The sequence below is a fragment of the Burkholderia sp. E168m22 genome, assembly GCF_001319805.1.
In the GTDB taxonomy this organism is placed as follows: Bacteria; Pseudomonadota; Gammaproteobacteria; order Burkholderiales; family Burkholderiaceae; genus Burkholderia; species Burkholderia orbicola.
The window spans coordinates 67086-88504 of record NZ_BBSK01000014.1 but is presented as its reverse complement, the minus strand read 5'-3'; the positions used below and the strand labels follow the sequence as shown (position 1 = coordinate 88504).

19 protein-coding genes are annotated in these 21419 nt (G+C 68.6%); 7 read left to right on the top strand and 12 right to left on the bottom strand.

The genetic code is table 11. The features are described from left to right. Positions 1–70 precede the first annotated feature (70 nt). Together AP428_RS03575 and AP428_RS03570 are read left to right on the top strand one after the other, a co-directional pair. Positions 71–511, top strand: coding sequence for an Hsp20/alpha crystallin family protein (locus AP428_RS03575; RefSeq protein WP_054927578.1), 441 nt, complete (start codon positions 71–73; stop codon positions 509–511). 16 nt (positions 512–527) lie between these two features. Further along, positions 528–938 (top strand): Hsp20/alpha crystallin family protein, encoded by a 411-nt coding sequence (locus tag AP428_RS03570; protein ID WP_054927577.1) that lies wholly within the window; start codon positions 528–530, stop codon positions 936–938. Positions 939–1050: 112 nt separating this feature from the next. Here the strand turns inward: AP428_RS03570 and AP428_RS03565 are convergent, their stop codons facing one another. Together AP428_RS03565 and AP428_RS03560 are read right to left on the bottom strand one after the other, a co-directional pair. Further along, complete coding sequence (locus AP428_RS03565) at positions 1051–1353, bottom strand: zf-TFIIB domain-containing protein (RefSeq protein ID WP_011545057.1); 303 nt, start codon at positions 1351–1353, stop codon at positions 1051–1053. 90 nt (positions 1354–1443) lie between these two features. Further along, a complete protein-coding gene (locus AP428_RS03560; protein WP_011545056.1) occupies positions 1444–2199 on the bottom strand; it encodes a TerC family protein in 756 nt (251 codons plus the stop codon). A gap of 110 nt (positions 2200–2309) precedes the next feature. Here AP428_RS03560 and AP428_RS03555 point away from each other — a divergent pair, with 110 nt between their 5' ends. Both AP428_RS03555 and AP428_RS03550 read left to right on the top strand, forming a co-directional pair. Further along, on the top strand, positions 2310–3203 hold the full coding sequence (locus AP428_RS03555; protein ID WP_011545055.1) for a LysR family transcriptional regulator: 894 nt from the start codon (positions 2310–2312) through the stop codon (positions 3201–3203). A gap of 116 nt (positions 3204–3319) precedes the next feature. Beyond that, a complete protein-coding gene (locus AP428_RS03550) occupies positions 3320–4471 on the top strand; it encodes a DUF2242 domain-containing protein (RefSeq protein ID WP_011545054.1) in 1152 nt (383 codons plus the stop codon). Between the two features lie 247 nt (positions 4472–4718). On the opposite strand, the gene AP428_RS03545 is transcribed toward AP428_RS03550, so the two are convergent. Then, positions 4719–5639, bottom strand: a complete 921-nt coding sequence (locus tag AP428_RS03545; protein WP_041489182.1) for a pyridoxal-phosphate dependent enzyme — start codon at positions 5637–5639, stop codon at positions 4719–4721. Positions 5640–5800: 161 nt separating this feature from the next. Here AP428_RS03545 and AP428_RS03540 point away from each other — a divergent pair, with 161 nt between their 5' ends. Together AP428_RS03540 and AP428_RS03535 are read left to right on the top strand one after the other, a co-directional pair. Then, positions 5801–6712 carry a LysR family transcriptional regulator gene (locus AP428_RS03540; RefSeq protein WP_041489181.1) on the top strand — a complete coding sequence of 304 codons (912 nt, stop codon included), beginning with the start codon at positions 5801–5803 and terminating at the stop codon, positions 6710–6712. A 753-nt stretch (positions 6713–7465) separates the two neighbouring features. Next, positions 7466–8671, top strand: coding sequence for an MFS transporter (locus AP428_RS03535; RefSeq protein WP_023477717.1), 1206 nt, complete (start codon positions 7466–7468; stop codon positions 8669–8671). 104 nt (positions 8672–8775) lie between these two features. Here the strand turns inward: AP428_RS03535 and AP428_RS03530 are convergent, their stop codons facing one another. Genes AP428_RS03530 through AP428_RS03520 form a run of 3 tightly spaced genes read right to left on the bottom strand, consistent with a single transcriptional unit; the run spans position 8776 to position 12436 of the window. Further along, positions 8776–9798, bottom strand: coding sequence for a histone deacetylase family protein (locus tag AP428_RS03530; protein WP_027807532.1), 1023 nt, complete (start codon positions 9796–9798; stop codon positions 8776–8778). Positions 9799–9822: 24 nt separating this feature from the next. Further along, positions 9823–11094 (bottom strand): Zn-dependent hydrolase, encoded by a 1272-nt coding sequence (locus AP428_RS03525; protein WP_054927576.1) that lies wholly within the window; start codon positions 11092–11094, stop codon positions 9823–9825. 31 nt (positions 11095–11125) lie between these two features. Next, a complete protein-coding gene (locus tag AP428_RS03520; protein WP_054927575.1) occupies positions 11126–12436 on the bottom strand; it encodes an MFS transporter in 1311 nt (436 codons plus the stop codon). Between the two features lie 188 nt (positions 12437–12624). Between AP428_RS03520 and AP428_RS03515 the strand changes: the two genes are divergently transcribed. Next, entirely contained in the window at positions 12625–13581 is a 957-nt protein-coding gene (locus tag AP428_RS03515) for a LysR family transcriptional regulator (RefSeq protein WP_006476381.1), read from the top strand. Positions 13582–13648: 67 nt separating this feature from the next. Here the strand turns inward: AP428_RS03515 and AP428_RS03510 are convergent, their stop codons facing one another. The 6 genes from AP428_RS03510 to AP428_RS03485 form a co-directional block, all read right to left on the bottom strand. Further along, entirely contained in the window at positions 13649–14719 is a 1071-nt protein-coding gene (locus tag AP428_RS03510) for a porin (protein WP_054927574.1), read from the bottom strand. 157 nt (positions 14720–14876) lie between these two features. Then, positions 14877–16307 (bottom strand): cytosine permease, encoded by a 1431-nt coding sequence (locus AP428_RS03505; RefSeq protein WP_054927573.1) that lies wholly within the window; start codon positions 16305–16307, stop codon positions 14877–14879. A 393-nt stretch (positions 16308–16700) separates the two neighbouring features. Then, a complete protein-coding gene (locus AP428_RS03500; protein WP_054927572.1) occupies positions 16701–17330 on the bottom strand; it encodes an NAD-dependent epimerase/dehydratase family protein in 630 nt (209 codons plus the stop codon). 340 nt (positions 17331–17670) lie between these two features. Further along, positions 17671–19062, bottom strand: coding sequence for a dihydrolipoyl dehydrogenase (gene lpdA, locus AP428_RS03495; protein WP_011545042.1), 1392 nt, complete (start codon positions 19060–19062; stop codon positions 17671–17673). Between the two features lie 4 nt (positions 19063–19066). Then, on the bottom strand, positions 19067–20377 hold the full coding sequence (locus AP428_RS03490) for a dihydrolipoamide acetyltransferase family protein (protein ID WP_011545041.1): 1311 nt from the start codon (positions 20375–20377) through the stop codon (positions 19067–19069). 1 nt (position 20378) lies between these two features. Continuing rightward, positions 20379–21419 (bottom strand): alpha-ketoacid dehydrogenase subunit beta, encoded by a 1041-nt coding sequence (locus AP428_RS03485; protein WP_011545040.1) that lies wholly within the window; start codon positions 21417–21419, stop codon positions 20379–20381.

Below are 21419 nucleotides of genomic sequence, written 5' to 3'. Positions count from 1 at the left end.
GCCACCCGTCGCGCCCGCCGCAGGCGACGCGCGGTCACGTCTCCCGCGTTCCCTGTTCAGGAGGACCAACATGAGCGGTATCCATTTCGGCAACGATCTGTTCGACGAATTCGCCCGCGTGCAGCGGCAGATGGCGAGCCTGCTCGGCGAACGCCCGTCGGGCATCCGTGCGGGGCGCGCCGGCACGTTTCCCGCCCTCAACGTCGGCGCGACCGACGACGCGATCGAGATCGTCGCGTTCGCACCCGGCATGGCCGCGGCCGACTTCGACGTATCGATCGACAAGGATCTGCTGACGATCAGCGGCGAGCGCAAACCGGCGCCGCGCACCGAAGGCGACGACGTGCGCACCTATGCACAGGAGCGCTTTCACGGCGCGTTCCGCCGCGTGGTCGAACTGCCGCGCGACGCGGACCCCGACCAGGTCAGCGCCCGCTACGAAAACGGCTGCCTGCTGATTCGCGTCGGCCGGCGCGAGGCCTCGAAGCCGCGTGCGATCACCATTCAGTAACCTTCAGGATACCGACATGAACACGAACCCGACCCTGGCCGAACGCCAAACCACCCCCGTTCATCCGGCCGCCGCGGAAGCCGCGCGCCGACCCGCGATCACCCCGTCCGTCGACATCGTCGAGGATCAACGCGGCGTCACGCTGCGCGCCGACCTGCCCGGCGTGCCGCGCGAGAATCTCGACGTGAAGGTGCACGACAACACGCTGACGATCGAAGCCGCGACGCAGTTCGACACGGCGGCCGACCTGCGCGTGCGGCATGCGGAAATCCGTTCGACGCGCTATGCACGGTCGTTCGTGCTGAGCGCCGACCTCGACACGTCGCGGATCGACGCGAACCTGCGCGACGGCGTGCTGACGCTGACGATCCCGCGCCGCGAGGAAACACGCCCGCGCCGCATCGACGTGACGGCCGGCAATGCGTGAGCGTCGACGCGTGTCCTGACGCGACGCGCATGAAAAAGCCCCGCTCCGGCGCGATGCCGGGCGGGGCTTTTTTGCATCGGGCCGCGCGCGCTCAAGCGCGCGGACGGCAGATTCAATCGAAATCGAACAGATCGAACACCGACTTCTTGCGACGCCGGCCGTCGTGCCGGTCACGCCCGTCGTGCGAGCGCGCGTCGCGCCCCCAGCCGTCGTCGCGGCCGCGCGGCGCGTGCGCATCGTGCTGCACTGGCGCCGTGTCGCGTCGCGCCGGCGCGTCACCGGTTTCGCGGGCGAGCAGCTTGTCGAGTTCGCCGCGATCGAGCCACACGCCGCGGCAGGTCGGACAGTAATCGATCTCGATCGACTGGCGCTCGGCCATCAGCAGGTCGGGCGTCTTGCAGACAGGGCATTTCATCGCGTTTCTCCTTTCCGTGCGAATTTCATCCGGATTCCATATGAGGTGCGCGAGCCGGCTGCCACAGCGGCCGGCATCACGCGCGCCCGCTTAGTCGCGCGCCACCTGCCCCGCCCGCTTCGCCTTGGCCCGCCGCGCCAGCATGTTCATGCCCTCGACGAACGCCGAGAACGCCATCGCCGCATAGATGTACCCCTTCGGCACGTGCGAACCGAACCCTTCGGCGATCAGCGTCATGCCGATCACGACCAGGAACGACAGCGCGAGCATCACGATCGTCGGGTTGCGGTCGATGAAGCGTGCGAGCGGCTGCGCGGCGAACAGCATCACGCTGACGGCGACGATCACGGCGACGAACATGATCGGAACGTGCTCGGTCATGCCGATCGCGGTCACGATGCTGTCGATCGAGAACACGATGTCGAGCATCACGATCTGGCCGATCGCGGCCCATACCGTCAGGCCGGCCGCGCCGGCGGCCCCGCCCGCGCCGTCGCCGTCGTGCGACACGTGGTGATGGATCTCGGTGGTCGCCTTCCACACGAGGAACAGGCCGCCCGACAGCAGGATCATGTCGCGCCACGAGAACGCATGGTCGAACAGCGTGAACACGGGTTCGGTCAGGCTCGCGATCCACGCGACGCTGCCGAGCAGCGCGAGGCGCATCACCAGCGCGAGCGCGATGCCGAGGCGCTGCGTGCGGGCGCGCTGCGCTTCGGGCAGCTTGTTGCTGAGGATCGAGATGAAGATCAGGTTGTCGATGCCGAGCACGACTTCCATCACGACGAGCGTCAGGAGCGCGGCCCAGACGGCGGGGTCGGTGGCAAGCGTCAGCAGGTAGTCCATGGGCGGGGCCGATACGAAAGTGGAAAGCCTGATGATATGACGCCCCGAACTTCGTAAAAATCAGAGAGAATCTGACTTTAGGTTCGGTTTTTCCGATATATCGCGCTTCGATGCTCAATTTCCGACATCTGTACTATTTCTGGGTCGTGGTGAAGGAAGGCGGCTTCGCGCGTGCGGCCGAGCGGCTCGACATGGCCGTGCAGACGATCAGCGCGCAGGTGCGCGAACTGGAGAAATCGCTCGGGCACCAGCTACTGCGCCCCGCCGGGCGCGGCGTCGCGATGACCGATGCCGGGCAGGCCGCCTTTGCACGCGCGGAAGTCATCTTCGAGATGGGCCGGCAGATTCCCGACGACGTGCGCGCGGCGGCCAGCCAGCCGACCGTGCGGCTCGCGGTCGGCCTCGCGGACGGCATCTCCAAGCTCGCCGCGCACGCGATCCTGGCCCCCGTGCTCGACACGCCCACGCTGCGGCTGCTGTGCCACGAGGGCGAGCACGACGCGCTGCTCGCGGAACTCGCGCTGCATCATCTGGATCTCGTGCTGGCCGGCCACGGCGCGCCGTCCGGGTCGAACCTGCGCGTGACGAGCGAGCGGCTCGTCGCGTCGCCGGTCGACTGGTACGGGCCCGCGGCACTCGTCACGCCGGCCGCGCGCCAGCGCTTTCCGCAATGTCTGGCCGAGCTGCCGGTGCTGCTGCCGACCGCGCATTCGGCATTGCGCGCCCATCTCGACCGATGGCTGGAAAGCGAGCGGATCGTGCCGCGCGTGGCCGGCGAATTCGAGGACAGCGCGCTGATGGCCGTGTTCGCGGCGCGCGGCCTCGGCGTGTTTCCACTGAGCGAACTCGGCGCGAACGATGCGTCGCTGCTGCGCGGGCTCAGGCGGCTCGGGCGCGCGGGCGACGTGACCGAGGAGATCCACGCGATCCGCTCCCGACGCGGCGAACATCATCCGCTGACGGCCCAATTGCTGGCCGCGGCGCGCGGCGCGCCGGCCGACTGAAGCGAGCGCGACATCAAACGAAACTATAATGTCGCCCCGGCCATACGAGATGTGCGCGCGCATCAATCCGGGCACTCCCGTTGCGCCGCCTCTCGCCGAGCCTTCTGAAAGACGCCATGCACAACCGATTTCGCCTGTTTTCCGTTTCGTGCGCGCTCGCGGTCGCGACCGTGCTGGCGGCATGCTCGTCGCCGCCCAAGCCGATCTACCAGCAGGAACAGTTCGACGCGACCACCAGCCCGTATGCGCACACGTTCCACTCGAAATCCGACGCGGCCTGCGAGGCCGCGCGGCGCGCGCTGCTGAGCCAGGGCTACGTGGTGTCGTCGTCGCGCAACGACGCGGTCGACGGCAGCAAGAATTTCCAGCCGAGCAACGACATGCACGTCGTGATCGAGTTTCACGTCGTGTGCGCGGACGCGAATGCGGACGGCTCGTCGAGCATCGCGTACGTGAACGCGGTGCAGGACCGCTATACGCTGAAGAAGTCGAATACGTCGGCCAGCGTCGGCTTGAGCGTGTTCGGCTCGCTGTCGCTGCCGATCGGGTCGAGCGACGACGCGCTCGTCAAGACCGCGAGCGAGACGATTCCCGCCGGCGTGTTCTATGAGCGCTTCTTCACGCTCGTCGACCATTTCCTGAAGATCGACCCGGCGCGCCGCGACCGCGCAACCGTGAAGGCCGCCGAGAAGGAGCCCGTCGCGCCGCTGCCCGAGCCCGCGCCGACGCCGCAGGGCGAACCGCTGAAGATGACGACGCCGGTCGTGCCGACGCCGCCCGCGGCGCCGGTGCCGCTTTCGGCGCCGGGGGTCGCGCCTGGATCGGGCGCGAATGCCGTGCCGGCCGCGGCATCGGCCGTGGCGGCGCCGGCCGCGATGCGGGCTGCCGCGCCGACGGCGGCGTCCGGGGCGGGGGCGGTTTCGGGGGCGGCCCCTGCGTCTGCACCTGCGCCGGCTTCGGCTGGCGGCTCGGCGCCTGCTCCCGCTTCGGCTGCTGCGCCCGCTTTGGCGCCTAAGCCGGTTTCCGGTCCGGTAACCGCACCGGCACCTTCATCGACCTCCGGTTCGACGGCCGCTCCGGCTTCCGCACCCGCGTCTGCTTCGGCTCCGGCGCCGGCCACCGCCACGCCGTCATCGCCCGCGCCCTCGTCTGCAGCATCGACGCCCGCATCGGCCTCGGCGCCGTCGAGCGCATCGCCTGCGCCGGCTACAGCCAACCCGGTTGCATCGTCCACGCCGTCCGGCGCGAGCGCACCCGCCGCGAACTGACCGCGCTCCGGTATCGTCGCGCGCGCCCCCATGCGGCGTAGCGCGGCGGTACGCATACCTTCCGCATCATTCTCCGAGACCCTTCCCGTTCATCCGGCTCGGCGCCGGCCGCGCATGGCCGCACGGGATCGACGAAAAGGCAACGTCGACGCGTCGCGGTTAGCTACGTGCCCCAACCCGCGGTCGCCACCGGGACGAAAATCGCAGGCGCCTCGTCTCGCGCCGCGCGGCTTGGCGGCGCCCTCACCTACCGCAACGTCGCACGCAGCGTCTGCAGATGCTCGGCGGTCGTGGTCACGCCGCCGCAGACGATCACCGCAAGGTCCGACGCCGATGCGAGCACCGGCACCGGGCGCTCCAGCGCGGCCAAGGCAGCGCCGCACGCGGGCTCGACGACGATCCGGTGTTCATCGACAAACCGCAGCGACGCAGCCACCGCGTCGGCATCGGACACGACGACCGGATGGATCGCGTGGCGCGTCGCCCACTCGACCGCCGCGTCACATGGCCGCTTCGCGCCGAGCGACGTCGCGATGCTCGCGATGGCCGCCAGTTCGACCGGACGCCCCTGCGCGACCGAGCGCGCATAGCAGTCGGCGCCTTCCGTCTCGGCCGCGACGACCGGCACGTCGTGCCAGCCGTTGCGCGCCAACCCTTCCAGCACGCCGCACAGCAAACCGCCGCCGCCGACCGCGAGCACGACCGCGTCGGGCTTCGGACCGGCCGCCGCCATCTCGTCGATCATCGTCGCGTGGCCCTGCCACAGCACGCGATCGTCGAACGGATGCACGAACGCGTCGTGCTCGTCGAGCGTCGATTGCGCGAACGCATTTGCCTCGGCCCAGCTCGCGCCGTGCACGACGAGGTCCGCGCCTTCGATGCGGATCAGCTCGCGCGCCCGGGCCGATGCGCTTTCCGGCACGACGACGCGCACCGGCACGCCGAGTTCGCGGCCGCAATACGCGACCGCGATGCCCGCGTTGCCGCCCGACGACGACACGAACCGCCGCGCCCCGGCCGCATGGCGTGCCTCGCAGACGGCGCCGATGCCGCGCAGCTTGAACGAGCCCGATGGCTGCAGCGCATCGAGCTTCAGCCGCACGGTCCTGCCGAGCCGGCGGGACGCGATGGGTGAGCGGATATAAGGGGTCGGGATATGAAGCGGCATGGGGCGGGACGCAGTGGGGACGGAGGAAACACACGCGACTCCGGAGGAAGCGAGCGCGGCGATGACGGTCATCGTACGGCAGGCCGGCCATGCCTTCCAATACCATCGAATGGCGTTTGCTATGCTTTACAGGCATATCCATCCATCGAACCGGACACCGCATGCGCCAGATCGAATTGCGTCACCTTCGCTACTTCGTCGCCGTCGCCGAGGCCGGCAGCGTGATGGCCGGCGCCCGCGCGGCCGGCATCGTGCAGCCCGCGCTGTCGCGGCAGATCCGCGAGCTGGAGGACGCGATCGGCACGCCGCTGCTGATCCGTCGCGCGACGGGCGTCACGCTCACCGCGGCCGGCACGAGCTTTCTGCACGATGCCGCCGGCCTGCTCGCGATGCTGCAGGACAGCCGTGAGCGCGCGCTGCGCAGCGCGGCCGGCCAGCTCGGCGAACTGCGGCTTGGCGCGCTGCCGAACTGCCTGCCGTTGCCGGTCGTCGCGAACGTCCTCAAAACATTTCGCGATGCGTGCCCGGACGTGAAACTGTCGATCGCGCCGATGCTGTCCGCCGAGCAGGCCAGCGCGCTGATGCGCGGCCAGCTCGACGCCGGAATCATGGCGTGGCGTCGCGAGGAAGCGCCGCACCTGACGGGCGTGCGGCTGCTGAGCGACCGCTTCGTGCTCGCGATGCCCGCACCGTCGGGCGGCCGCTTCGTCGCGCCGCGCACGCTGGCCGACGTCGCGAACGAGCCGTTCGTCTGGTTCGATGCGCAACGTTCCGCCGCGCACCACCGGTTCCTGATGACGCAGTGCCAGCAGGCCGGTTTCACGCCGCGCATCGCGCAGGTCGGCAGCGATATCCCGACGCTGATCGGCCTCGTCGCGGTGGGGATGGGCTGCGCGTTCGTGCCGGAAAGCGCATCGCCGACCTGCCCGAGCACGGTTCGGCTCGTCGCGCTCGACGAACTCGCGAGCCGCTTCGACATCGAGTTCGTGTTCGACGGCGCGGCGACGACGCCGTCGCCCGTCGTCGCGCGGTTTCTCGCGGCGGTCCGCGATGCGGCCGGCGAACCGGGCTGAACGCACGCTGGACGCATCGGCGCGCGGTCGGGCGATGCGACTTGCCGCGCAGACCGACGTGCGGAATTCACTTCCGCGATCGCGTCGCTTTCGATGTCTTTGCACACGAAGCGACACCGTCGTGTCATCGAAAAAATCTTTCAAAACGCCGACGTCCGACGCCGCGATACCGCTATTTTCAAATTGACACCAAAAACGGTCGTTTAACGCCGATTCGAATCGTCCTGGCCCGAAATATACTGCGCGCGCATCCAACCCTCGTGCCAAAGAGAGGATGCGTTTCCGCCCCGGCCATGGACCCCCTGTGGTCGGGGCTTTTTTACTGTCGCGCCTTGCGGCGAAAGGTTTTCCGGACATTGCGCCCGGCCGGCGACGGCAGAATCGCCTGTCGCAGGGCAACGCGTCCGGCCAGGCAGCCGCGCGTCATCTCATGCTCGTCGGCCGACTTCCCGAGCGTCTCACAAGATACCTCCGCATGAGCCGGGAACCGTCACGGCGTCGCAGCTCCCTGTCCGGAAGTTGCGCGCCCATTCATTACGAAAAGCTTTCTAAAAATCCTTGGCGTTCGTCTATCCCGCCAAAACACGGGCTCATAGGTCACGCACACCCGCGTCGCCCGCGGGCTGCATTGTTGACATGAAATCAAGATAATTTCGTCCGCATACGGCTTTTTCCGCAAAAGTAACGCAGGCACACTTCACGCTGTCCTCAACGGCCTCGTGCCGTCGTCCCCCGCTTACAGGAGTCCACCACGTGACCACCACGACTTCCTCTCCGTCCCGCCCCGGCGGCAGCGCCGCGCTGCCGCTGCTCGCGCTCGCCGCCGGCGCGTTCGGCATCGGCACGACCGAGTTCTCGCCGATGGGCCTGCTGCCCGTGATCGCCGATGGCGTGCACGTGTCGATTCCGCAAGCCGGCATGCTGATCAGCGCGTATGCGATCGGCGTGATGGTCGGCGCGCCGCTGATGACGCTGCTGCTCGCGCGCTGGTCGCGCCGCTCCGCGCTGATCGCGCTGATGTCGATCTTCACCATCGGCAACCTGCTGTCGGCCGTCGCGCCGGACTACACGACGCTGCTGCTCGCCCGCCTCGTGACGAGCCTCAATCACGGCGCGTTCTTCGGGCTCGGCTCGGTGGTCGCGGCGAGCCTCGTGCCGCGCGAAAAGCAGGCCAGCGCGGTCGCGACGATGTTCATGGGGCTGACGATCGCGAACGTCGGCGGCGTGCCGGCCGCAACCTGGCTCGGCCAGATCATCGGCTGGCGCATGTCGTTCGCGGCGACCGCGGGCCTGGGCCTGATCGCGATCGCCGGCCTGTTCGCCGCGCTGCCGAAGGGCGAAGCCGGCAAGATGCCCGACCTGCGCGCCGAGCTCTCCGTGCTGACGCGCCCGGTCGTGCTCGGCGCGCTCGGGACGACAGTGCTCGGCGCCGGTGCGATGTTCACGCTCTATACGTACGTCGCGCCGACGCTCGAACATCTGACGGGCGCGACGCCCGGCTTCGTGACCGCGATGCTGGTGCTGATCGGCGTCGGCTTCTCGATCGGCAACATCGCGGGCGGGCGCCTCGCCGACCGCTCGCTCGACGGCACGCTGATCGGCTTCCTGTTGCTGCTGATCGCGACGATGGCCGCGTTCCCGCTGCTCGCCACCACCCATGCGGGCGCCGGCGTCACGCTGCTGGTCTGGGGGATCGCGACGTTCGCGGTCGTGCCGCCGCTGCAGATGCGCGTGATGCGCGCGGCCCACGAAGCGCCGGGCCTCGCGTCGGCCGTGAACATCGGCGCGTTCAACCTCGGCAACGCGGTGGGCGCCGCCGCCGGTGGTGCGGCGATCTCGGCCGGGTTCGGCTACGCGGCGGTGCCGCTCGTCGGCGCACTGATCGCCGCCGCCGGGCTCGCACTCGTGATGCTGCAGGTCACGCAGCGCCGCCGCGCGCCGGCCGCCGCGAACTCGTAAGGACGAGCACGTCCGGACTGCCGGGAACCTTCCGCTCGCTTTTTTACGGCCGCGCCATGCGGCCGTTGTTATTTCCGGCGTGCGGCCCGGTTCCGACGGCTCGGTCAGCGCCCGGCGGCAAACCCGCCGAAAAACGCGCGCGCGTTCGCCTCGAGACTCGCGAGGTGATAACCGCCCTCCTGCACGATCACCGTCGGCAACCCGAGCGCGCCGATCGCGCCGCCGAGCCGTCCGAACCCGTCGGTCGTGACCGCAACCTGCGATTGCGGATCGTCCTTGTAGATGTCGAAACCGAGCGCAAGCACCAGCGCATCGGGCTGGAACCGCGCGAGTGCACGCAACGCGTCGTCGAGCCGCTCGAAGAATGCCGACTCCGGCGCGCCGTGCGGCATCGGCAAGTTGAGGTTGAAGCCGTCGCCGGCGCCCGCGCCCGTCTCTTCCTCGTAGCCCGCGACGACCGGATAGAAGTTGGTGGGGTCACCGTGAATCGACACGTACAGCACGTCGTCGCGGCCATAGAAGATCTCCTGCACGCCCTGCCCGTGATGCATGTCGGTATCAAGCACCGCGACGCGGCGATGGCGACCGAGCAGCGCCTGCGCGGCGATCGCCGCATTGTTCAGGTAGCAGAAGCCGCCGGCCGCATCGCGCCGCGCGTGATGGCCGGGCGGCCGGCACAGCGCGTACGCCTCGCGTGCGCCGTCGTTGACGTCGGCCGCGGCCGCCAGCGCACCCTGCGCGGACCAGTACGCCGCGCGCCACGTGTTCGCGCCCACCGGGCAACTGCCGTCGGCGAGGTAGCGCGCGGCCTTCGCGAGCACGCCGCGCAGCGGGTTCGGGTCGCGCACGAACACGTTCGACATCACTTCGTCACCCCAGTCGTCAGGCATCTGCTTCCAGTCGCGGTGCGCGTCCTCGAGAAAGCGCAGGTAGTTCATGTCGTGCACGGCCGCGATCGGCGCGGTGCCGCGATCGGCCGGCTCGCGCACGTCGAAGTCGAGCGACCGGACGGCCGCGACGAGCCGCGCCGCGCGTTCGGGCACTTCCTGCGGTTCGCGCATCTGGCCGCGCGACAGGTAGCTGCGCGGATGGTGCAGCAGTTGTTCGGGATGGAAATAGGTTTTCATGATGGTCCTCGTCGATTCGCCGGATCAGGCGCCGTGCGCGACAGCCGCCGCGTCGACGCGCGCCGCGATGCCCGCGCGCGCCAGCACCGCATGGAGCAGCACGTTCGTGCCGCGCGTCACGTCGTCGGGCAATGCATCCTCGGCTTCGTTGTGCGACAGGCCGTCGACGCACGGAATGAACACCATCGCGGTCGGGAAACGGCGCGCGAGCAGGATCGCATCGTGGCCGGCGCCGCTCACGATCCGCTCGTGCGTATAGCCGAACACGGCGGCCGCCTGCGCGACCAGCCCGACGCAATCGCGGTCGAACGGCGTCGCCGGGCTGCGCCAGCAGGTCTCGACCGCCACCTGCACGCCGCGCGCGACGGCGATGCGTGCGCAGGCGTCGCGCAGGTCGCGCTCCATTGCATCGACTTCGGCATCGTCGTGATGACGCAGGTCGACCGTGAAGGTCAGGTCGCCGGCAATCGTGTTGCGCGACGCGTTACGAATGCCGACCTGCCCGATCGTCGCGAGCCCGCGGGGCGCATAACCGGCGACGATTCGTTCGAGTTCGAGCGCGATCTGCGCACTCGCGAAATACGCGTCCTTGCGATACGGCATCGGCGTCGTGCCCGCGTGCGCGGCCACGCCCGTCACCGTCACGTCGAGCCAGCGGATCGCCTGGCCGCCCGTGACGATGCCGATCGTCGTGCCGTTCGCCTCGAGCACGGGCCCCTGTTCGATATGCGCCTCGAAATACGCATCGACCGGGCCGCCCATTGCTCGCGTGCCGCGGTAGCCGCACGCGTCGAGCGCCGCGCCGAGCGTGACGCCGTCGGCGTCCTGCTTCGCGAGCGCGTCGGCGAGCGGCAACGCGCCCGTGAACACGGCCGAGCCGAGCATCGCCGGCGCGAAGCGTGCGCCCTCCTCGTTGGTCCAGGACACGATCTCGAGCGGTTTGTCGGTCGCGATGCCCGCGTCGTTCAGCGTGCGCACGAGTTCGAGCGCGGCGAGCACGCCATAGACGCCGTCGAAGCGGCCGCCTTCGGGCTGCGTGTCGAGATGGCTGCCGATCAGCACAGGCGCTGCCTGCGCATCGGCGCCGTCGCGCCGCGCGAACAGGTTGCCGACCGCATCGACGCTCACCGTCATTCCCGCGTCGCGGCACCATTGCGCGAACAGGTCGCGCCCGCGCCGGTCTTCATCGGTCAGCGCGAGGCGCCGCACGCCGCCGCGCGGGGTCGCGCCCACGCGCGCCATGTCGGTCAGGCTCTGCCACAGGCGGGCGCCGTCGATTTCCAGCAGGTCTTTCATATGCATTCCGGATCGATTCGTTCGTTGAAGGTCAGTGCGAGCCGAGCGCTTCGGTGGCCGCCGGCCGCGCGGCGCGGCGCGCATCGAGCGCGACGATGCAGAGCAGCGAAATACCGGCGAGACACGTGTAGAACACCGCGAGCGGCCACCACTGGCCCGTGAAGCGATGCGCGAGCCACGTGCCGACGAGCGGCGTCAGGCCGCCCGCGATCGCGCCGCAAATCTGGTAGGCGAGCGAGATCGCCGAATAGCGCACGTGCGCGGGAAACACGTCGCTGACGAAGCCCGCGATCACCGAATAGAAGCCGGCCATGCACACCACGGCGAGCGCGATGCCGGCGATCAGCGACGCGGACGTGCCGCCCTGCACGAGCATGAACATCGGATACGGCGACAGCATCGCGAGCAGCGCCGCGAGCTTGAGGAAGCGCGCGCCGCCGATACGTTCGGCGATCCAGGCGGCGAGCGGCTGCGCGAAAAACTGGATGATCGCGACCGCGAACAGGCTGTCGAGGATCAGCGAGCGCGACACGCCGACGTACTGCGTCGTGTACGCGATCATGAACGTGTTCGTGAAATAGACGCCCGCGATGCCGATCGTGTTCGCGCCGATACAGAGCAGCACGAGCCCCGACGCCGAACGGAACACTTCCGCGACCGGCAGCTTCACCGTGCGGTTGGCATCCTTCACCCGCGCGAATTCCGGCGACTCGTTCACGCCGAGCCGGATCAGGATGCCGACCACGAGCAGCACCGAACTCGCGAGAAACGGCAGGCGCCAGCCCCACGCGAGGAAGTCGGCCTTGTCCATCGACGTGACCGCGCGGAACGCGATCAGCGACAGGATCAGCCCGGCCGGGCTGCCGAGTTGCGCGAACGATGCGAAAAACGTGCGGCGCCCCTGCGGCGCATGCTCGCCCGCCATCAGCACTGCGCCGCCCCATTCGCCGCCGACCGCGATCCCCTGCACGATGCGCAGCGCGACGAGCAGCACCGGCGCGAGGATGCCGACCTTCGAATAAGCGGGCAACAGCCCGACGCACACGGTCGCGACGCCCATCATCATCAACGTCGTCATCAGCGCCTTTTTGCGGCCGATACGGTCGCCGAGATGGCCGAAGATCACGCCGCCGAGCGGACGCGCGAAGAAGCCGACCGCGAACGTCGCGAACGACGCCATCGTGCTGACGAACGGGTCGTGCGACGGGAAATAGAGTTCGCCGAACACGAGCGCGGCGGCGGTCGCGTAGATGTAGAAGTCGTACCACTCGATCATCGTGCCGATGAACGCGGCCGTCGCGGCGCGTGCCGGCTGGCGGGCGGAAGGAAGGGACTGGGTCATGCGGGCTCCTGACGCGCGCCGCGGCGGGGCAGCACGCAATATCGTGACGGCGGCCGTCTGTCGCGGCCTCGCGCCGCACGCTGCGGCGCCCCTCCTTTATCGGTGGCCGCAAATCATTAGTCAAATTTCAAGTTATTATTCACGATATAAATTCAACTAATGCCTGACCGCTGCTGCCCGGACACCCGATGCGCCCCGACCTCGCCCCGTTCCTGAACGACCGCCTCGACTGGAATCTGCTGCGCACCTACCTGGTGATCATGCAGGAGCGCAGCGTGAGCCGCGCGGCCGCCCGCCTGCACGTCACGCAGCCGGCCGTGAGCCAGGCGCTTCGGCGGCTCGAAGAGACGCTCGAGCGCCGGCTGATCGAGCGGCGCGGTGCGCACTTCGCGCCGACGCCGGCCGGCGAAGCCGTGTACCGGATCGCAAGCGACATCTACGGCGGCATCTCGCGCCTCGAAACCGAAATCGACGACAGCACGGCCGACCTGACCGGCTCGATCCGGCTGCTGACGGTGAGCCGCATCGAATCGCCCGTCTACGACGAATTCCTCGCGGATTTCCACCGCGCATATCCGCGTATCGATCTGCAGATCGAAGTGATGCGCTCGTCCGACATCCTGTCGTCGCTGCTGCAGAAAACGGCCACGGCCGGGCTCGGCCTGTGCCGCACGCCGCACGACAAGCTGGAGATGCGCTGCTTCCTGCGCCAGCGCTATGCGATCTACTGCGGCCGCCATCACCGGCTGTTCGGGCAGACGCAGTTGCGGATGGACGACCTGCTCGCGGAGAATTTCGTGTCGTTCACGAGCGACCAGATCGGCGACAGCCTGTCGCCGCTCACCGTGTTTCGCGACCAGAAGGGCTTCACGGGACGCATCGTCGCGTCGTCGCCGAGCCTCGAGGAGGTGCGGCGGCTGATCTTCGCGGGCTATGGGATCGGCTGCCTGCCCGAGCACATCGTGCGCGACGACATCGCGCAGCAACGGCTGTGGCGGCTGCCGCCCGACGACGGGCTCGTCGATGTCGACGTATTCCTGCTGTGGCATCGCGACCGCAAGATGAACGCGGCCGAGCTGGCGTTTCTCGACGCGATGGAGCGCTGCATGCAGCGCTATTCGCTGGCGGAGCGGTTGGGGAAATGACGGCGCGCATGCGCTCGGAGAAAACGCCGGGCGCATACGGCCCGGTGCGTCGCTCCGTGCGCATGCATCAGAAGCGATGCACGATGCCGAGTTGCACGCCGCGCGCATTCGCGCCCGGATACGCGAGCGGCAGGCCGGGGTTCGCCGCGCCAGCGAGCGTGTAGCCGGCCTGGTTGCGGTTGCGCAGGTACGACAGCGCGCCGTAGATGCTCGTGCGCTTCGACAGGTCGTATTCGTACATCAGCCCGAGTTGATCTGCGTGGTTGCCTTGCGACGACTGGTCGTGCAGGTACGCGTAACCGAGCGCGACATAGCTGGCCGGGTTGAACTGGTACTTGACCGACAGCCCGTACACACGCGAATCGATTCCAAGGTCGGCCCACTTCACCGCGGAAAAGCCGCCATACACGGTGGCCTTGCCGATCGCATATGATGCACCTGCCATGATCGTGCGATCCGTCGTGGTCGCCACGGCGTTCTTCAACCACTGGCCCGCGACGAATGCGCCGAACGGACCGTGTTCGTAGGTCAGGTCGAACTGCTGGCTGGAGCCGGCCGAGCGCACGCCGCCCGCATCGCCGAATCCGAAGTACAGTCCGCCCTGGAAACCGGCGATCTCCGGGCTCTGGTACGACAGCGTGTTGCTCGTGCGGAACGCGAACACGGTCAGGTTGTCCATGCCGGATGCCTGCGTAACCCCGCCGAACGCATCCTGCCCGCCCTGATCGTTGAATAGCGGCGAATTCTGCCGGCCCGCGCGCACCTTGCCCCACTGCCCCGCGATGCCGACCCACGCCTGCCGGTTGAACAGGCTGCCGGTACTCGCGAGCGAGCCGTCATTCGGATTGAAGCCGTTTTCCAGTGCGAACTCGATCTTCTGGCCGCCGCCGATATCCTCGCCGCCCTTCAATCCGAACCGGCTGCCCCACTGGCCGCCCGAGTTGATCGCGGCCGTATAGCCGTTGCCCGTGTTCACGACCTGCGCGAATTCGTCGATCACGCCGTACAGCGTGACGCCGTCCTGCGCGGACGCAGTGCCCGAACCGGCGACGCAGGCAAGCGCCACCGTGAGACGAAAACCGGCGTGCACCGGCCGCACCCGGCAATCGATGCCGCGCGTTTCAATATGCTTAGTCATACTATTCGATAGGTCGAGATTGAAACGACACCGGGCACGGCGTGAATGCCGCACCGGTATCGCGGGATAGGGAAATGATTGACAGAGCCGGACGCAGGCTGCGCCCGGCTCGGCGCTCAGGCCGGTGGCGTGCCGGCCCGATGCGCGAGACGTATGGTCAGTGGTGAACTTCGCCGCGTTCGAGCGGCAGGATCAGGCGCTCGGGAATACTGCGTCGCGACGCGCGCGCGCCGACGTAATACAGCACGGCCGGCACGACGAGGCCGAGGATCCACGAGATGTCGGTGCCGCCGAGCGCATCGACGAGCGGCCCCGTGTAGATGTGCGTCGACATGAACGGCAGTTGCACCAGGATGCCGACCACGTAGATCGTGATCGCCATCACGTTCCAGCGGCCGTAGCGACCATCGGGATCGGACAACGCCGGCACGTCGTAGCGCGAACGCGTGAAGCAGTAGTAATCGACCAGGTTGATCGCGCTCCACGGCGTGAAGAACGCGAGCAGGAACAGGATGAACGCGGTGAATTCCTTCAGGAACGAATGACGGCCCGCGAGCGCGATCAACGTCGACACGCAGATCATCCCGAAGATGTACACGAGACGGCTCTTCGACGATACCGCGCCCTTGCCGCGAAAACCGCTGACGATCGTCGCCATCGACATGAAGCTGCCGTACGCGTTGAGCGCCGTCACCGTCACCTTGCCGAACGCGATGCTGAAATACAGCAGCGCGGCCACGGCGCCCGTCGAGCCCAGGCCGACGATGTACGACACTTCATGGTGCGCGAACTGGCTGCCGGCCAGCGCGGCCGCGAATACGCCGAACACCATCGCCGCCTGCGCGCCGATCACCGAGCCGAGGCCGACCGCGAGAAACGTCGCGACCGACGACGTCGAGCGCGGCAGGTAGCGCGAATAGTCGGCGACGTACGGGCCGAATGCGATCTGCCACGACGCGGACAGCGACATCGCGAGCAGGAAGCTCGCCAGCGAAAAATGCCGGTTCGCGAGCAGCGCGCCGATGTCGTGGTTCGCGAACAGTTGCGCGAACATGTAGACGAACGCGACGATGCCGACCACGCTCGCGATCCGGCCGACGAAGTGGATCGCGCGATAGCCGAACACGGTCAGCACGACGATCACGGCCGCGAACAGCAGGATGCCGGCCGCGTCGTCGACGTGCAGCAGTTGCGCGACGGCCTGCCCGGCCAGCACCGAGCCGCTCGCGGAAAAGCCGATGTACATCAGGCACACCAGCACGATCGGGATCATCGCGCCATACACGCCGAACTGCACGCGGCTCGAGATCATCTGCGGCAGCCCGAGCTGCGGCCCCTGCGCGCCGTGCAGCGCCATCACCGCGCCGCCGACGAACTGGCCGAGCAGCAGCGCGACCAGCGACCAGAATACGTCGCCGCCGAGCACGACCGCGAGCGCGCCCGTGACGATGGCCGTGATCTGCATGTTGGCCGACAGCCACAGCGTGAACTGGCTCAGCAGGCCGCCGTGGCGCTCGGCGTCGGGAATGAAGTCGATCGAGCGTACCTCGATCAGTCCGCCGGCTTTTCCACTGGAATTCGTTGACACGGGTCAATCTCCAAAATACTCAGGACCACACATGGTTTGAACGGGACAGGAAACTGCGAGCCGCCCTTTCGGCGCTGCGGATGCGGGGCGCCGTGGATCGCCGGCATGCGCCACGCACGCACGGTCTGCACGCTGGCGCGCAACCGGCACGACGTGTGCCGACATTGCCAGCGGATGATGTTGTATATACAACTTGGGAGATATCGGTGATTACCCGGTATCGATCGGTTTTCGAAATCGTCCGAGCAATCGCGGCACACCCGCGCAGTTTTGCCGCGAGCCGGATGTAGGAAAAATGAAAGTTGGGTCAACCCGAGGGGGGCGATCGGGCGCAGCCGTCACTGCAGGGGAAGCACGGACGAATAACCCGGCGAGCGCACCGCCCGCACCGCATCAGACGAGCCGGTCGGACGCGACGACCTGCACGCCCGGCCGTGCGTCGATCGCCGCGTCGAGCAACGCGCGCGCAATCCGCGGCGCGGGATTCACGCGCCACTTCGCCGGCAGCACCGGCGCGACGGCGCTCAGCGCGAACACGAACAGCCGCTCGCCGAACCGGAACTCGTCGCGGCTGCCGCCGATCAGGCCCGGTCGCACGTACGTGAGCGAATCGAAGCCGACGCCGGCGAGCGCCTGCTCGACTTCGCCCTTCACGCGGTTGTAAAAGATGCGCGACCCGGCATCGGCGCCGAGCGCGGAATTCAGCACGTAGGTCGGCGTCCCGTGCCGATGCGCGAACCGCGCGACCGCGAGCGGATAGTCGTGATCGACGCGCCGGAAGGCCGCCTGCGAACCGGCGGCCCGCATCGTCGTGCCGAGCGTGCAGATCACGGCATCCGCGTGCCACCAGTCCGCCGTGTCGGGCAGATGGTCGAAATAGACTTCCAGCGCGCGCATCTTCGGATGCGGCGACAACGGCCGGCGCGCGAGGACGATCACCTGATCGACCCGCGCGTCGGCGAGCGCAACTTCGAGGACGTGGCGCCCGACGAGTCCGGTCGCGCCGACGAGCAGCAGTTTCATGTCCGGTTGTTCCGTGTGAAGCCTGCGTTGGCGGGCCGAGGCAGCCCGGTTTCCGGCTATCGACATGATCGTCGGCCGACGTGGCGGCGGCAACCCTCCCCTCGTCTCGAAAAATTACGGGCCTGTCAGGCGCCGTTCCGGGCGATCGAATGCGACCCGGCCCCGGCGCTGCGCCTGACTCGCGTTCCCGACCCGGCGCGCGAGCACGGGCAAACCCGATCGGATCGGTTTCGGGACCGGCACGAGCGGATACCGAATGAACAACATGAAATACGTCAGACGCCGCAAGCGCCGCCGATGCGTGCGCGACGCACCGGCAGCGCTCCGTCAAGCCCGCACGTCAGACATGCAGCGCGTGTCCGAGCGCCCGCAACGCCGCCTCCTGAAGCGCTTCGCCGAGCGTCGGATGCGCGTGGATCGTGCCGCCGATGTCTTCCAGCCGCGCGCCCATCTCCAGCGACTGCGAGAACGCCGCGGCCAGCTCCGACACCCCGCGCCCGACCGCCTGCCAGCCGACGATCAGATGATTGTCGCGCCGCGCGACGACGCGCACGAATCCGTCGGTCGCCTGCAACGTCATCGCCCGCCCGTTCGCGGCGAACGGAAACGACGCGCTCAGGCAATCGACGCCGGCCGCATGTGCATCGTCCGGCGACCAGCCGGCCGTCACGATTTCGGGATCGGTGAAGCACACGGCTGGAATCGCCGCGGGCGTGAACTGGCGACGCCGGCCGGCGATCAGCTCGGCCACCATCTCGCCTTGCGCCATCGCGCGATGCGCGAGCATCGGCTCGCCCGCGACGTCGCCGATCGCCCACACGTTGCGCATCGACGTCCGGCAGGCGTCGTCGATCCGCAGCGCGCGGCCATTGCGATCGAGCATCAGCGTCTCGAGCCCGAAGCCGTCGACGCGCGGCCTGCGGCCGACGGCAACCAGCACGCGATCGGCCGGCAGCGTCTGCTCGGCGCCGTCAGCCGCCCGCACGCGCACCGCGCCGTGCTCGTCCAGCCCGAGCACGGTGTGGCCGAGCCACAGCCGCACGCCGAGGCGCGCGAGCGAATCGGCCACCGGCCGCACGAGTTCGGCATCGTACGCAGGCAGCACGCGCTCGGCCGCCTCGACGACGCTGACGTCGACGCCGAGCTTGCGATAGACGATCCCGAGTTCGAGCCCGATATAGCCGGCTCCGACGACGACCAGCCGCTTCGGCAGCGTCGCGGGCGACAGCGCGTCGGTGGACGACACGACGTGCCCGCCGAACGGCATCGACGGCAGTTCGACCGGCTCCGACCCGGTCGCGAGCAACAGGTGCTCGCAACCGATCCGCACCGTGTGGCCGCCGCTGACGACCTCGACGGTCTTGCCGTCGATCACGCGCGCTTCGCCGTGCAGCACGCGCACGCCGTTCTTCTTGAGCAGCGCGCCGACGCCGCGCGTCAGCCGGTCGACGATGCCGTCCTTCCACGCGACGCTTTTCGCGATGTCGATCTCCGGCGTGCGCACGCGGATGCCGAGCGCCGCTTCACCGGCATGACCGCACGCCTGCTCGAACGCGTCGGCCACGTGGATCAGCGCCTTCGACGGAATGCAGCCGATGTTCAGGCAGGTGCCGCCGAGCCGGTCGCGTTCGACGAGCACGGTCGGAATGCCGAGCTGGCCGGCGCGGATCGCGGCGACGTAACCGCCCGGGCCGCCGCCGATGACGAGCAGTGTGGTGTGTTCGTTCTTCATCGGCTCACTCCACGAACAGCAGTGCCGGGCGTTCGAGCACAGCGCGCACGGCCTGGATGAATTCGGCCGCGTCCGCGCCGTCGACGACGCGATGGTCGAACGACGACGACAGGTTCATCATCTTGCGCGCGACGACCGCGCCGTCGCGGATCATCGGCCGCTCGACGATCCGGTTCACGCCGACGATGCCGACCTCCGGATGATTGATCACCGGCGTCGACACGATGCCGCCCAGCGCGCCGAGGCTCGAGATCGTGATCGTCGAGCCGCTCAACTCGTCGCGCTGCGCGCGGTTCGCCCGCACCGCATCGGCAAGCCGTGCGATTTCCGCCGAGATGGACCACACGTCGCGCGCTTCCGCATGACGCAGCACGGGCACCGTGAGGCCGCCGTCCGTCTGCGTCGCGACGCCCATGTGCACCGCGCCGTAGCGCGTGACGACGCCCGCTTCGTCGTCGAACCGCGCATTGATCTGCGGGAAGTCGCGCAGCGCGATCACCATCGCGCGGATCAGCAGCGGCAGCGGCGTGAGCTTGCCGCGCGTGTCGCCGTGGCGGCGGTTCAGTTCCGTGCGCAACGATTCGAGCTCGGTCACGTCGATTTCCTCGACGTAGCTGAAGTGCGGGATGCGGCGCTTCGCCTCCTGCATCTTGCGCGCGATCGCGCGCCGCAGGCCGATCACCGGCACTTCGGTTTCGTCGTGGCGTTCGTCGTAGCCGCGCGGTTGCGACCCGTGCGCCGCGCCGCCGGTACGCGCATACGCGTCGAGATCGGCATGCAGGATGCGCCCCGCTTCACCGGTGCCGCGCACGTAGCGCAGCTCGATGCCCATGTCCCACGCGCGCTGGCGCACGGCCGGCGACGCGAGCGGCCGTTCGCCCGGCGCGAGCGCGGCGCGCGGCGGCGTGGCCGGTTCCTCGCGACGCGGCTTCGCCGGTGCCCGAGGCGCGGCGGGCTGCACAGGCGGCTCGGCCGATGTGTCGGCCGCCGGCTTCGACGGCGCCGGCGCCTCGACCGGTGCGGTTGCTACCTTCGTTTCCCGCACCGGTGCCGCGGCCTTCAGGTTGCCGTCGCCTTCGACTTCCAGCCGAATCAGCTCGCTGCCCACCGCCATCATCTCGCCGATCCGGCCGCCCAGCTCGATCACCTTGCCCGTCACCGGCGACGGAATCTCGACCGCCGCCTTGTCGGTCATCACGTCGGCGAGCGGCTGGTCTTCCTTGATCGTCTGCCCGACTTCCACATGCCAGGCCACCAGCTCGACCTCGGCGATCCCTTCGCCGATATCCGGCATCTTGATGACATGAATCCCCATCTCACGCCTCCATCACGCGTCGCAACGCTTCACCGACCCGGGTCGGCCCCGGAAAGTACGCCCATTCCTGCGCATGCGGATACGGGGTGTCCCAGCCCGTCGTGCGCTCGACCGGCGCTTCGAGGTGGTAGAAGCAGTGTTCCTGTACCAGCGACACGAGCTCCGCGCCATAGCCGCAGGTGCGCGTCGCCTCGTGCACCACGACGCAGCGCCCGGTCTTGCGCACCGACGCGACGATGGTGTCGAGATCGAGCGGCCACAGCGTGCGCAGGTCGATCACTTCCGCGTCGATGCCCGTCTCCTCGGCGGCGGCCAGCGACACGTGCACCGTCGTGCCATATGTGAGCACCGTCACGTCGTTGCCGGGCCGCACGACGGCGGCCGTATCGAGCGGCACCGTGTAGTAGCCTTCCGGCACCGCGCTCGCCGGATGCTTGAGCCACGACGTGACGGGCCGTTCGTGATGGCCGTCGAACGGCCCGTTGTACAGCCGTTTCGGTTCGAGGAAGATCACCGGATCGTCGTTCTCGATCGACGCGATCAAGAGCCCTTTCGCGTCGTACGGATTCGACGGCATCACCGTGCGCAGCCCGCACACCTGCGTGAACATCGCCTCCGGGCTCTGGCTGTGCGTCTGCCCGCCGTAGATGCCGCCGCCACACGGCATCCGGATCGTCATCGGCGCGGTGAACTGGCCGGCCGAGCGGTAGCGCAGCCGCGCGCCTTCCGACACGATCTGGTCGGATGCCGGATAGAAATAGTCGGCGAACTGGATCTCGCAGACCGGCCGCAACCCGTAGGCGCCCATCCCGACCGCCGCGCCGACGATCCCGCCTTCCGAGATCGGCGCATCGAACACGCGCGACTTGCCGTACTTGTTCTGCAGTCCTTCGGTACAGCGGAACACGCCGCCGAAATAGCCGACGTCCTGCCCGAACACGACCACGTCGCTGTCGCGCCCGAGCATCACGTCCATCGCGGAGCGCAGCGCCTGGATCATCGTCATCGGCTGCGTCGCCGTCCCTGTCTCGTGTTGCGCCAT

What these genes read in the sequence shown, in the direction of transcription:
- AP428_RS03575 (WP_054927578.1), top strand. Translation starts at nt 71, where the DNA reads ATGAGCGGTATCCATTTCGGCAACGATCTGTTCGACGAATTCGCCCGC.
- AP428_RS03545 (WP_041489182.1), bottom strand. Translation starts at nt 5,639, where the DNA reads ATGCCGCTTCATATCCCGACCCCTTATATCCGCTCACCCATCGCGTCC.
- AP428_RS03560 (WP_011545056.1), bottom strand. Translation starts at nt 2,199, where the DNA reads ATGGACTACCTGCTGACGCTTGCCACCGACCCCGCCGTCTGGGCCGCG.
- lpdA (WP_011545042.1), bottom strand. Translation starts at nt 19,062, where the DNA reads ATGAAGAACGAACACACCACACTGCTCGTCATCGGCGGCGGCCCGGGC.
- AP428_RS03510 (WP_054927574.1), bottom strand. Translation starts at nt 14,719, where the DNA reads ATGACTAAGCATATTGAAACGCGCGGCATCGATTGCCGGGTGCGGCCG.
- AP428_RS03515 (WP_006476381.1), top strand. Translation starts at nt 12,625, where the DNA reads ATGCGCCCCGACCTCGCCCCGTTCCTGAACGACCGCCTCGACTGGAAT.
- AP428_RS03565 (WP_011545057.1), bottom strand. Translation starts at nt 1,353, where the DNA reads ATGAAATGCCCTGTCTGCAAGACGCCCGACCTGCTGATGGCCGAGCGC.
- AP428_RS03490 (WP_011545041.1), bottom strand. Translation starts at nt 20,377, where the DNA reads ATGGGGATTCATGTCATCAAGATGCCGGATATCGGCGAAGGGATCGCC.
- AP428_RS03530 (WP_027807532.1), bottom strand. Translation starts at nt 9,798, where the DNA reads ATGAAAACCTATTTCCATCCCGAACAACTGCTGCACCATCCGCGCAGC.
- AP428_RS03520 (WP_054927575.1), bottom strand. Translation starts at nt 12,436, where the DNA reads ATGACCCAGTCCCTTCCTTCCGCCCGCCAGCCGGCACGCGCCGCGACG.
- AP428_RS03500 (WP_054927572.1), bottom strand. Translation starts at nt 17,330, where the DNA reads ATGAAACTGCTGCTCGTCGGCGCGACCGGACTCGTCGGGCGCCACGTC.
- AP428_RS03555 (WP_011545055.1), top strand. Translation starts at nt 2,310, where the DNA reads ATGCTCAATTTCCGACATCTGTACTATTTCTGGGTCGTGGTGAAGGAA.
- AP428_RS03485 (WP_011545040.1), bottom strand. Translation starts at nt 21,419, where the DNA reads ATGGCGCAACACGAGACAGGGACGGCGACGCAGCCGATGACGATGATC.
- AP428_RS03540 (WP_041489181.1), top strand. Translation starts at nt 5,801, where the DNA reads ATGCGCCAGATCGAATTGCGTCACCTTCGCTACTTCGTCGCCGTCGCC.
- AP428_RS03525 (WP_054927576.1), bottom strand. Translation starts at nt 11,094, where the DNA reads ATGAAAGACCTGCTGGAAATCGACGGCGCCCGCCTGTGGCAGAGCCTG.
- AP428_RS03550 (WP_011545054.1), top strand. Translation starts at nt 3,320, where the DNA reads ATGCACAACCGATTTCGCCTGTTTTCCGTTTCGTGCGCGCTCGCGGTC.
- AP428_RS03570 (WP_054927577.1), top strand. Translation starts at nt 528, where the DNA reads ATGAACACGAACCCGACCCTGGCCGAACGCCAAACCACCCCCGTTCAT.